The organism is Malonomonas rubra (assembly GCF_003247215.1).
GTDB classification, from domain to species: domain Bacteria; phylum Desulfobacterota; class Desulfuromonadia; order Desulfuromonadales; family Geopsychrobacteraceae; genus Malonomonas; species Malonomonas rubra_A.
Genome location: NZ_QKAP01000019.1, coordinates 1 through 11,744, shown reverse-complemented (window position 1 = coordinate 11,744; position 11,744 = coordinate 1). Strand labels below are relative to the sequence as shown.

Annotated in this window: 11 protein-coding genes and 1 pseudogene; all 12 read left to right on the top strand. The window is 52.0% G+C overall.

Features of this window, described 5'->3' with window-relative positions:
* Nucleotides 1-12: 12 nt before the first annotated feature.
* Complete coding sequence (gene nadD / locus Q7J88_RS01870; RefSeq protein WP_303720451.1) at nt 13-657, top strand: nicotinate-nucleotide adenylyltransferase; 645 nt, start codon at nt 13-15, stop codon at nt 655-657.
* 36 nt (nt 658-693) lie between these two features.
* Nucleotides 694-1,050 (top strand): ribosome silencing factor, encoded by a 357-nt coding sequence (rsfS, locus tag Q7J88_RS01865; protein ID WP_303720450.1) that lies wholly within the window; start codon nt 694-696, stop codon nt 1,048-1,050.
* Entirely contained in the window at nt 1,051-1,524 is a 474-nt protein-coding gene (gene rlmH, locus Q7J88_RS01860) for a 23S rRNA (pseudouridine(1915)-N(3))-methyltransferase RlmH (protein ID WP_303720449.1), read from the top strand.
* Between the two features lie 34 nt (nt 1,525-1,558).
* The gene (locus Q7J88_RS01855; RefSeq protein WP_303720448.1) at nt 1,559-1,912 is read left to right on the top strand and encodes a TraR/DksA family transcriptional regulator; all 354 of its coding nucleotides are present in this window, start codon (nt 1,559-1,561) and stop codon (nt 1,910-1,912) included.
* 43 nt (nt 1,913-1,955) lie between these two features.
* The gene (locus Q7J88_RS01850; RefSeq protein ID WP_303720447.1) at nt 1,956-3,326 is read left to right on the top strand and encodes a tetratricopeptide repeat protein; all 1,371 of its coding nucleotides are present in this window, start codon (nt 1,956-1,958) and stop codon (nt 3,324-3,326) included.
* 2 nt (nt 3,327-3,328) lie between these two features.
* Nucleotides 3,329-4,858 (top strand): 2,3-bisphosphoglycerate-independent phosphoglycerate mutase, encoded by a 1,530-nt coding sequence (gene gpmI, locus Q7J88_RS01845; protein ID WP_303720446.1) that lies wholly within the window; start codon nt 3,329-3,331, stop codon nt 4,856-4,858.
* 381 nt (nt 4,859-5,239) lie between these two features.
* Entirely contained in the window at nt 5,240-5,710 is a 471-nt protein-coding gene (gene tnpA, locus Q7J88_RS01840; protein ID WP_303720445.1) for an IS200/IS605 family transposase, read from the top strand.
* Nucleotides 5,707-6,987 carry a transposase gene (locus Q7J88_RS01835; protein WP_303720444.1) on the top strand — a complete coding sequence of 427 codons (1,281 nt, stop codon included), beginning with the start codon at nt 5,707-5,709 and terminating at the stop codon, nt 6,985-6,987. The genes tnpA and Q7J88_RS01835 overlap by 4 nt, the downstream gene beginning before the upstream one ends.
* Before the next feature lie 129 nt (nt 6,988-7,116).
* On the top strand, nt 7,117-7,422 hold the full coding sequence (locus Q7J88_RS01830; RefSeq protein WP_303720443.1) for a ComF family protein: 306 nt from the start codon (nt 7,117-7,119) through the stop codon (nt 7,420-7,422).
* Nucleotides 7,423-7,567: 145 nt separating this feature from the next.
* A complete protein-coding gene (locus Q7J88_RS01825) occupies nt 7,568-9,028 on the top strand; it encodes an ATP-binding protein (RefSeq protein ID WP_303720442.1) in 1,461 nt (486 codons plus the stop codon).
* Between the two features lie 1,060 nt (nt 9,029-10,088).
* Nucleotides 10,089-10,193 (top strand): annotated as a pseudogene (locus tag Q7J88_RS01820) (putative metal-binding motif-containing protein); the annotation flags it as partial.
* On the top strand, nt 10,191-11,744 hold a 1,554-nt coding region (locus Q7J88_RS01815; RefSeq protein WP_303720470.1), incomplete at its 3' end, for a putative metal-binding motif-containing protein. The pseudogene Q7J88_RS01820 and the gene Q7J88_RS01815, both read left to right, overlap by 3 nt.

Here is an 11,744-nt window from a genome sequence, read left to right as displayed (position 1 = left end):
CGAGAAGCTAACATGAAAGTCGGCATCCTTGGCGGAACCTTCAATCCGCTTCACAACGGGCACATCCATATCTCCGAGGAGGTGCAGAGGTCTTTTCAGCTTGATCAGGTCTGGCTGATGCCGACCTGTCGGCCGCCGCACAAACAGCTGGCGGATGAGGTTTCCTTTGCCGATCGATTGGCGATGGTTGAAGCAGGGGTGGCTGGGCATGCAGGGCTTGTCGCCAGCGATCTGGAAGGGCGGCGCGGCGGCACCAGCTATTCGGTAGAAACACTCGAGCAGTTGCGGCGGGAATATCCCGAGGACCAGTTTTATTTTATCATGGGGCTCGATTCTTTCGCCGAGATTGGGCTGTGGAAAGAGTATCCGCGGCTGTTTGAACTGGCGCACATTGTGGTCACTGCCCGACCCGGTTTTTCCGGTTCTTTGCAGCAGTTTCTGCCGGTTGCTATCGCAGATCGCTTCTGCTATGATGCCGAATCCGAAAATCTGTCGCACTCAAGCGGTTTTTCGGTCTTTTCAGTCACCCACACCTGTCGTGATGTTTCATCTACGGATATCCGTCGCTTGCTGCAAGCGGGAGGTGATGTCAGCGGCTTGCTGCCACAGCCGGTGATCGAGTATATCAGGAAGCACGGGCTTTACCTGAAAAGCTGACCCCAGGAAAGGGGCAATGAAAGAGAAGGATCGATTTTGCAAGCAAAAGAAGCCGTTTTACGGGCTGTCGAATATGCGCTGGATAAGAAAGGTTTCAACCTCAAGCTGCTTGAGGTGCATGAACTATCTTCCTTGACCGATTATCTGTTGCTGATCTCCGGTCGTTCCGACCGCCAAGTTCAGGCGATCGCGGAAAATATCAAGCTGGAGTTTAAAAATAGCCACCAACAGCTGCCGCTCGCTATCGAGGGAATGGATCAGGGTCGCTGGGTGTTGCTCGATTACGGCGAGTTCATGGTCCATGTGTTCCAGGAGCCGGTTCGCGAGTTTTATGACCTGGAGGGTCTGTGGAGCGAGGCTCCGGAAGTTCCCTTGGAGCGAACCGAGGCGTAAGTGAAACTGCGGCTGGTCTGTGTTGGCAAATTGGCTGTAAGCTGGCAGCGGGAGGCGGCCGCCGATTATGCCGAGCGATTGCAGCGCTATTTTCCGCTTGAGATTGTCGAGTTAAAAGAAGAAAAAGGCGGGCGTCGGGGGGATGTCCCAAACCTGCTCAAACGCGAGGGGGAGCGGATTTTGGAGAAGGTTCCACTGCGTTCCTACCTGATTGTTTTGGATGAGCGCGGGCGCAGCGTCGGTTCCGAACAGCTAGCTGAACGTTTGGAATCGGAAATGCTGCATGGTGGTCGCGACTGGTGTCTGGTGATCGGTGGCCCTTATGGTCTTGATCCAGAGGTTCGACAGCGGGCCGACTTGCTGCTGTCGCTGTCAAAAATGACCTTTACTCACCAGATGGCGAGATTGTTTTTGCTGGAACAGCTCTACCGCAGTTGCACCATTCTGCGGAACGAACCTTATCATAACCGTTAAAGAAGGATTGGATAGCAGGAGGCTTGATCGTAAGATGGAAGAAGAAGAATTGCAGGAAATCCGCAAGAACTTGTTGAAAATGCGTGAGGAGCTTCTGGCGGAAGCGGAAAAATGCTACGAAGCATCTCAGTCTTTGGGAAAAGATGGCGTTCCCGATATTGGCGATATGTCTTCGAATAGTTATAATCAGGAAGTGTTGATGAACCTGAGCGAAGCTCAGCGCGGGCGGGTTCGCGATATCGACGCTGCCCTAGAGCGGATGGATAACGGGGTTTATGGCCTCTGTGCCCGTTGTGAAGAGGAGATCCCGACGCGACGGATGGAAGTTCGTCCCTTTTCCCGCTATTGTGTAGATTGCAAGTCAGAAGTCGAAAAATTTGGGGAGTAGTAACTTTTTGATCGCCTTTTAATTGCGCAGTCTGGAGATGACCATGATTGTAGTTGCACTGTTTATGTTCTTGTTTATCGCGTTTGCCGCAGGTTTCCTCTATTTCTGGGGGATCAACCCGGGGGAGGTAACAGTTTTTCTGACCAGTGAGCAGAGCTTTACTCTGCCGACCGCGATCATGCTGATTTGCGTTCTGCTGCTCGGCCTGCTGCTTGGCAACTCGGTTCATATCTTCAGTGCCATCACCCATTCGATGAAGCATTGGCGTGGTGGTCGCAAGCAGAAGAAAGCTGAAGAAATAGGAACTGTCTATCGCAGTGGGGTTGGCCATCTGCTTTCCGGCGATCTGAAAAAAGCCCGTACCCTGCTGAAGAAAGTTATCGACCGCGACCCGCGTCGGGTTGATGGTTTTCTGGCCCTGGCTAGCGTAGCTGAACAGGAGGGGAACCTTCCGGAAGCGATTGACCTGCTGCAAACCGCGCGCAAGCTCGATCCGAAAGGGGTGGAGATCCTTTTCAAACTGGCAGCGACTTTCCAGTCCGCCGGTCGCCGCGAAGAGGCAATGGGTATTTACAAGGAATTGCTCGCTGGCGATGCTGAGAACCGGAAGGCGATGCGTGCACTTCGTGATTTGCAGATTGAGGTCAGCAGCTATCAGGAGGCTTTAGCACTGCAGAAGCGGATTGTTAAAGCGACCTCTACCGGGCCGCGTGCCGAAAAAGAAAAACAGACCTTTTTACAGCTGCGCTATGAGGTCGCCCGAAAATTGCTCGACAAAGGCGAAGCCGATAAGGTCGTCGATGCCTGTCGCGAGATGGTTAAGCAGGATGCCAGCTTTACCCCCGCGCGGGTTACCTTGGGGGATGCTTATCGCCAGTTGAACCGTGACGCCGACGCGATCAAGGTTTATCAGGAAGGCTACAAGGCTCTGAAAAAGAGTATTTTCCTGGCTAGGCTTGAAGATGTCTATATCGGTGCGGAAGACCCGGCCGCGCTGCTCTCTTTTTATCGCAGCCGCATGCAGGAAGACAGTGGTGACCTGTTGCTGAAGCTCTACCTCGGACGGCTCTGTCTGCGCCTTGAGATGGTTGATGAAGGTCTGCAGCACCTGATCGATCTGGAGACCACCGGGATCGATTTTACTAAATTGCATCTGTTGCTGGCAGAAGCCCATCGCCGCCGCAATAAGATCGATCAGGCGGTTGATGAATACCAGAAGGCGCTCGGCATCGACAGCCACCTGACCCTCGGCTTTGTTTGCGAGGAGTGCAACTCCCGCTTCGATGCTTGGCAAGGGCGTTGCCCTGAGTGCAAGGCCTGGGATTCCCTGGTCCTGCCTGAACGCAAGCAGATTCAGGATGCCAAGCTGGCGGAGAAACTGAAGCCGATACCCCACGGACAGCGGGAGGCGTAACGGTGGTAAAAAATCCGGTTGCGCTGGTTATTCTGGATGGTTGGGGGCTGAGTGACAGCTGCGACTATAATGCCGCTTGCATTGCCAAAACCCCGACCATGGATGCCTTGCGTAGCGAGTGGCCGACAACTCGGCTGGGGGCTTCCGGGCGCGATGTCGGTCTGCCAGACGGGCAGATGGGCAACTCCGAAGTTGGACACCTGAATATAGGTGCCGGAAGGATTGTTTACCAGGACCTGACCCGCATCAGTTTGGCGATCGAAGATGGCAGCCTGTTTGAAAATAAGGCGTTGAAGCAGATTTGTGATCGGCTGGTCTCTAATGGCGGTAAGCTGCACCTGCTTGGCCTGCTTTCCGATGGCGGTGTTCATTCCCACAATACCCACCTCTATGCACTGGTGCGCATGGCGCAAAAAATAGGGGTCAAGGATGTCTGTATCCACGCCTTTATGGATGGACGGGACACTCCGCCGAGCAGCGGTGCTGGCTATCTTGAGCAGCTTGAGGCGGAGTTGGCCAAAAGCGGCCTCGGGCGTGTCGCCACGGTGGTTGGTCGCTATTGGGCAATGGATCGCGACAATCGCTGGGATCGGGTTGAGAAAGCCTATAAAGCGCTGACCGAAGGGATTGGGCAACAGGCGGCAACATCGGCCAAAGCGATTCAGAGCGCTTACACTGCCGGGCAAACCGACGAGTTTGTCGAGCCTTGGGTGGTCGGAACTGGTGGCACTATCGACGATGGTGACGGGGTGTTGTTTTTTAACTTCCGCGCCGATCGTGCTAGGGAAATGACTCGAGCGCTGACGCAAACCGATTTCACCGGTTTTGCCCGCAATAAAAAACCGCAACTGGCCGATTATGTCTGTATGACCGAGTACGACGAAACATTCGGGCTGCCGGTCGCTTACCCGAATGAGACTTTACCGGATATTCTTGCTGAGGTGATTTCCAAAGCAGGTCTCAAGCAGTTGCGGATTGCCGAAACTGAGAAATATGCCCACGTTACTTTCTTCTTCAACGGTGGAGTTGAGCATGCCTGGGATGGGGAAGAACGGGTGCTGATTGCTTCGCCGCAGGACGTGGCGACCTACGACCAGAAACCGGCGATGAGTGCAGTAGAGGTGACCGATGAGGTCGTCAAGCGGATTGAGTCGGATCAATATCAGTTGATCATTCTCAACTACGCCAATCCCGACATGGTCGGTCACACCGGGGTGCTTGAAGCAGCGATTGGGGCGGTTGAAACGGTGGATAGCTGTTTAGGGAGGGTGGTTGAGGCAATGCTGAAAAAGGCTGGTCGCCTGCTGATCACCGCCGATCATGGCAACTGCGAGCAGATGAGCGATGGCCATGGCGGTATCCATACCGCTCACACTAGCAATCCGGTACCTTTGGTGTTTATCGACCCGCAGCGCAAGCAGGCGGATTTGCGTGAAGGGATTCTTGCCGATCTGGCGCCGACTATTTTGCAGTTGCTGGAAATTCCAGTGCCGGAGGCGATGACCGGACACTCGTTGCTGGCCGAGGACTAAAACTGGTTAACTAATAGTATCTGGGGCGGCATCTGGAATTTTCAGGTGCCGTTTTTTATTTTATCTCGGGGAGGATTACCCCGCCATCTGTTCTGATGGTTGAGACAGTTGTTACTACCCGCCTGCCCGCTTTACCGGACAACTCTTTCGGAAAATTGGCAGGAACCATTTCTGTTCAAAGCTGTCTGCAGGATTATCCACCGATCCCTGAGGCGCATTGCCCGTGCTGCTGGCTCCCCTTAACCGATCATGCAAAAAGCTCGCACAATTGTGGCCTGTTGTGTCAAATCTCAACCTCCTATTACAAATGTTTTCGCGGCTGGTCTTTTTGATCGTTAATTACAAAATAGTCGTAGGGAAAGCCTCTTCTTTTAGAGGGGGATGGGAGGCGACGAACAGTACTTGAATTTATCTCTGGAATATGAAATAATTCCAGCAATGTATAAAGAGAACACTACATACCGAGCGACTCGCCATGCAAAGTTCCTGCTTTGCTATCATTTTATCTGGTGCCCAAAGTATCGGCGTGGAATTTTAGATGATCCAGCCGTTGTTAAAGCTGCGCGTTCGGCAATTGAGGATGCTGCCACGAGCGCTAACTCTGAGGTTATCGCCATTGAGATTATGCCAGACCATGTTCACCTGTCTCTTTCGGCACTGCCTGCTAGCAGCCCTGCTGACTTGGCGGCACGAATCAAGAGCCGCAGCGGGGCCAGGATCGCCGCACTTTTTCCTGAATTAAAGTCACGCGGAAAAATCTGGAGTCGCTCCTATTTTTGCACTACGACCGGAAGCGTTTCGACCGAGGTTATTCGCAATTACATCGAGACTCAGTGGAGCCGGATCAAGTGATTAAGGCTCGCCAGGTTCGGCTAAAACTGTCGCCGGAGCAGGAAGATCTTCTGCGCGAATACCAGTTGGAAGCAGCGAAGTGTTGGAACGAAATTCTTGTGATTGCGCGAGATTTTTATCAGCAAAACGACGGTAAGTGGATTTCAAAAAACGACCTTCAGAAGGCTTTGAAGAACCAATTTAAGCTTCACTCCCAGACTGTTCAGGCGCTAACCGACAAGTTTTGCGCAAACCGTAAAACGACTGCTGAACTCAGACGGGGCGGCGACAAAAAAGCTAAATACCCGTACCGCGAGAAGAAATTTCTGACGATCCCATTTAAGCAGATGGCTATCAAACGCTCTGAAGAGCAGTGCGTGCGATTAACGCTCTCGAAAGGCATCCATCTCGACACGAAAGTTAATGTCGAGGGCGATATCAACACCGCAGAAATTCTCTGGAGCGGTTGCGGCTACACCCTGTCCTATACCGCCGATTTTCCACTCGCTGAAGAGTCTGGTGTCGTGCTGGCAGGTGGCGATATTGGCGAAATCCACCCGATTGCTGTGTGCGCTGAAGATGGTGAGGGACTTGTGGTTTCGGGCCGCGAAATTCGCTCGATCAAACAGCTAAGAAATAAGGCTCTTGCCCGACTCGCTCGGATGATCAGTCGCTGCAAAAAGGGTAGTCGCCGCTTTAAGAAGCTGGTAAGAGCACGTGCGCGCTTAATCTCCAAAACTGATAACCAACTTCGTGATCTTTTTCATCAGGCAACGCGCAAGGCGATCAACTGGTGTATAGAAAAGAGCGTGGTCGAACTGATCATCGGTGACCCGCAGGGGGTTGAGCAGAAAACGAAAAAGAAGAAACGCTTAAACCGTAAATGTCGCCAGAAAGTCTCCCAGATGGAGTACGGTCGGGTGAAGGATTATCTGACCTACAAGGCGAAAGAGGCAGGAATTAAATCGTGCTTCGTGAACGAACGAGGCACCAGTAAAGAATGTCCGGAATGTGGTCTAGAAAACCACGTCAGTGGGCGCATCTATCGCTGCAAAGAGTGCGGATTTGAGGCGCATCGTGACGGTAAGGCGAGTTTTTTAATGATTCGGAAGAAGCATAAAAAACTTAAGACACCTGACAAGTTCACGATGACTCACACGCAGTGCGTCCCCAAGTATCGCAAGCGGAGGCTTCGTGAGAGGCTAAAACCCCCGGCTTGCGTAGTCGGCCCAGGCGTGGTCCATAAGTCGCTCGGTTATATAGTTGATCCTCTGGATGCTGCGTTTAGCAGTATCTAAGTTTGATGTTCCCGAGAAGAATCATCCCCTTTTAGGGGGTGAGAACGTCAAGAAATGCGATCCATCCTTTTTTAATTTAACTTCTAAGTGTCGCTTGATCGACCTTTGGCTTTGTTGTTGGATCGTGTGATGCAAAGCGATATCGATTTGGACCTGGTGGTGCCGACGCCACTGCATGCGCGGCGGTTGCGGCAGCGCAGGTATAATCAATCATTGTTGCTGGTTCGTGAGTTGGACCGTAGGAGGGGCTGGCCGGTTTGCGCGAATCTTTTGTTGAAAAATGTAGAAACCGTTAGTCAACAGGGGATCTCCTCCAGGGAGCGGGAACAGAACCTGCGACGAGTCTTTCAGGGTCATCATTCGTTGTGGGGGGCGGCCATTTTACCGGTCAATGATTTGATGACGACTGGAGCGACGCTGCGAGTTTGCAGCTAAGTGCTTCGGAGGCCGGTGCCGTGCATGTATGGGCGGTGGAGGTCGGTCGCGCCTAGGGGGTTCCGGTTAAAGACTTTGCCCAGCTCATGTTCAGATGCTATAGTCATCCTATTTAGAATGTCTTGTTTTGTGCTTAGGGGGCTGAATGAAGTCAACCTTCCATCGCCTGCTTGCAGAATACCCGCTAGAAACCCTGTTGCAAACCATTCCGACCGGACTGTTCTTGGTCGATACCGAGTACAAGGTTGTCTATTGGAATGCCGAGGCGGAGCGGATTACCGGTTTCAACGCTGCCGAGGCTGTGGGTAGTCATTGCTCCTTTCTTGAGGGGGTTCCCTGTAATGAGAAATGTGGGCTTTTTGCTGAGGACATCCAAAAACCGGTAGTTGGCATTAGCTGTTCGGTTAAGCATAAAAATGGTCAGCGGATCGATTTGACCAAAAACGTCGATCTATTGCGCGACGAGAATGGCAAGGTCATTGGCGGGATCGAGGCTTTTGTCGACATCAGCCGTCTAGTTAAACTGGAAAACCAGCTGCGCGTGGAAGTAGAGAATCGAACCCGCGAATTGGAATTGGAAAAAGCAGCCCTGCGGTTGGTTCTTGATGGCATGACCGACCCGGTTTATATCTGCGATGCAAACTTCCGCATCACCTTCACCAATAAAGCGATGCTAGATATCTTCGGGGATGTGACCGGAGCGATCTGCTATCAGGAATTGCATGGCCGAAATACGATTTGTGACGGTTGTCCCATATCTGAAGTGCTATCGGGAAACGTAGTCTGCCAAGAACGGAATCTTCTCAAAACCGGCAAGACTTATGAGATCATCCACTCGCCCTTCCCAGTGGCTGAGTGTCCGACCCATAAGCTTGGCGTGTTTAGGGACATCACTGAACGCAAAGCTGCCGAAAAGCGTCTTGAGCAGGCGAACCGTGAGTTGGATGCCTTTGTCTCGACCGTTTCTCACGATTTACGTTCACCGTTAACACCTCTGATCGGATTTGCCGAGCTCCTCGAGGAGCGCAGCATTGAGTATCTGGACGACATTGGCCGGGAATCCTTGCTTGAAATCAAAGCGACGGCAAACAAAATGAAAACTCTGCTTGAGGATCTCCTGACTCTGGCGAGGGTCGGGCAGTTGAAAAATCCATTGCAAACAGTAGATGTCACTCGAGTTGCTGAGGATGTGATGCTGGAACTGGCGGATAAAGTGATTGAGCGGCAGGCCAAGATAAATATCTCCCCGTTGCCAAGCATCCGTGTTCCCGAATCTCTGTTAAGCGATCTCTTCCGTAACTTGCTTTCCAATGCGTTAAAGTATGCTGCCAACAAGAACCCTCGTATTGAAATTGCTGGCGAGTCGTTCCCCGATCGAGTTCGTTACCGGGTGATCGACCACGGATCCGGAATTCCTGTAAATGAGCGGGACGAGGTTTTCGAACCTTTTCGACGCGGATCCGGCAGCGCCGGACATCAGGGGACCGGCATCGGTTTGGCGACTGTGGCAAAAATCGCCCGTATCTACGGAGGTTCGGCATGGGTGGAGGAAACTCCGGGTGGCGGGGCCACTTTTGTCGTTGAGCTTCTCCCTCCCAAAGATTGAGCTAAGGATCCCCCTTTGTGTCAAGAAGGGAGGACCCATGCCGGGAGTACAGACTCTCAATATTTATTACGGGTAGTGTCGCCACGGTATTAAGGGTTTGGTAAAAATGTGTAGATTCATTGAACGACTCAGAGATTTGATCTGTTGTTTGCAGGACTTCCTGAAAATTCCTTTCTAAAAAATCCCTCATCTTAGGACGTTTTCCGGGCCAGTGTCTTTTGGGGACTCAGAGAAATTTGCGCGCTACGGCAAATAGCCAAATATAAAAATTAAGTTCAGCCATATTTCCAAAAATTACCAGCTAGTTTGCCGTAGAATCGATGGCAAAAAACTACACTTCTCTGTTGTTATTGCTGTGCTTTTACACAGTTAGATCAGTTTCCTATAAATCTATGAGTATTAAGATCGATTGGTGCAATTTTTGTATGACAAGCGATTTGAGTTTTTTTATCTAATGTAAGTTGATGTTTTTTTTATGCACCAGATTTTGTAAATACAGTTGCTCCCTCTCTTAAATCGGTTTCAGGTTGACTCCAGCTTTGTAGAGCTGTTGAGCAATCAATTGAGGCTGGAATTGATAACGGAAAATGAAAGAATTATTAATTTATATGTGCAGCAAGAGGATGGAATTATGAAAATAAGTAAAGCCTTCTTCGTCATCATGGTATGTTTCAGTTTGCTGATTCTGCCATTAGTCCAGAGTGATTCTTTGGCGGCCTGCTCGCAGCGCGCCATGATCGTCGGTCATTCCTATATGCCGGCCTCGGTTCAGGATGCTTACAATTATGCCAGCAGTACCTTAGGGCTAAGCGATTTCACCTTGCGGATCGCCGGCGAAATTGTGACCGAAGATTTGGTTTTGAACGGCGGCAATGTAACTATTGATGGCGGCTATGACTGTGCTTTTGCTACGAAAGGAACCCCGACCGGTCTTTTTGGTTCCCTTACTGTCGGTACCGGGTCGGTCAACTTTGCCGGTGATGTTGGAGTTGTATCGACAGATCAATGCGCATTCGACATTGACGGGGACGGCTACACCAGAATAGGTTCCTGTTCCGGCACCGCCGACGACTGCAATGACAATGATCCCAACATCCACCCCGGTGCCGCCGAGATCTGTGACGGCATCGACAATAACTGTGATGGTCAGGCCGATGAAGGCGTGATTCCAACCGATGCAGACGGTGACGGTTATTACGCAGTCGGTTCCTGCGGCGACCCCTCCTATCTTGATGATTGTAATGACGCAGACGGAACCATTAACCCCGGTGCTTTCGATACCCCCTACGATGGTATCGACCAGGATTGTAGTGGCGCCGACATGACCTACCCTGATGTAACCTCCGGGCAGAACTGTACCTGGTGTCATGGTGCAGCAACTAGCTGGGATGGATTGCATACGGTCGTGACCGCCCCGGATGCCAGTTGCGCGACCTGCCATAACCCTGAGGTAAGCAATGTCCTGCCTGGGCATTACGGTAATACCGTGCTGACTGACGGCAACAATATGACTGCCGGTGCGATCATCGATTGTGCCTCCTGTCATGATCTGAACGCGGCTAACCACACAGGCGGGAATCTTGGCAGCGCGACCAATTTTGTCTGGTCCAAGGTGGTAAAGGGCAGCACCACCTGTGATAACTGTCACGAGAACCGCGCTGCAGGACACACGACTGACGCGGCACACAATAACCGGATCATCGATACCACCTGCGCTACCTGCCATACCAGCGACAACTCGGTTCTTGGCTCGCCAGGCACCGGTACCTTGGTCAGTGCAGTTGATGTTGACGCCTTGCACGGCTCCGATTGCGCCCTGTGCCATAATTATACTGGTGTCTTGATGAACGCTGCTGTTATTCGCGATGTCATTTCACAAGGCGTAGCCGGTACGCAAATTTCCTGTCTTGATTGCCACATCGATAAAGTAAATCATGTGAATCCTGCCCACACGGTTTCGGTCGACGTCATTAACGATCTTTCTTACGCAGGGCAGCCCTGTAGCGATTGTCACGTTGTTGCAACTTGGGCTGAGATCGAAGGGGTCGAGCATAACGTTGCAACTAACGGTGCCGGCTCCTGTGCGACCTGTCACAACAGCAGCCGTCCGGACGTCATTGCCACGATTGCGGCCAAGGCGAACCCGACCAGTTGTCTGGCCTGTCACGCCGACAAGTACATGACCGTGCACGGCGACGCCGACCACGTTAACCTCGGTTACGTTACCGGTGGCTCAACCTACTGTATCGGCTGTCACGATACCGGTGCGGCGGTGAACGGGACGGTTGTAACCACCCACCTGAACAACTGTTCTCTCTGTCATACCACCGTTCCGAACCTACAATCTGGTCTGCCGGCTGGCGGTGGTGATTGTTCCGCCTGCCATACCAACACCTGGGAACTGACCCATATCAGCAACCCACCGGACCACACCACGCTGGTTCAAGTAGGGTCGACTGTTTGTGCAAACTGCCATAGTACTCCGCCGCCGTTGACCGATAATGCTGATAGCAAGGTTCACAATACATGCGGCAGCTGTCACGATTCGCTCGGTGGCCTGATCGGTAGTGCTGCAGTAGCTAATAAAACTCTTGCAGATATCGGTGATTGCCAAACCTGTCATATCGATACTTGGGAAGGAATCCACACCACCGCTCCGAATCATGGCATGATCGTCACTGTTGGCAGCACCACCTGTGCGACCTGTCACGATGAC

Excerpts from the sequence above, each read along its gene's own strand:
- nadD (WP_303720451.1), top strand. The coding sequence starts at position 13 with ATGAAAGTCGGCATCCTTGGCGGAACCTTCAATCCGCTTCACAACGGG.
- Q7J88_RS01855 (WP_303720448.1), top strand. The coding sequence starts at position 1,559 with ATGGAAGAAGAAGAATTGCAGGAAATCCGCAAGAACTTGTTGAAAATG.
- Q7J88_RS01850 (WP_303720447.1), top strand. The coding sequence starts at position 1,956 with ATGATTGTAGTTGCACTGTTTATGTTCTTGTTTATCGCGTTTGCCGCA.
- tnpA (WP_303720445.1), top strand. The coding sequence starts at position 5,240 with ATGGGAGGCGACGAACAGTACTTGAATTTATCTCTGGAATATGAAATA.
- Q7J88_RS01830 (WP_303720443.1), top strand. The coding sequence starts at position 7,117 with ATGCAAAGCGATATCGATTTGGACCTGGTGGTGCCGACGCCACTGCAT.
- Q7J88_RS01825 (WP_303720442.1), top strand. The coding sequence starts at position 7,568 with ATGAAGTCAACCTTCCATCGCCTGCTTGCAGAATACCCGCTAGAAACC.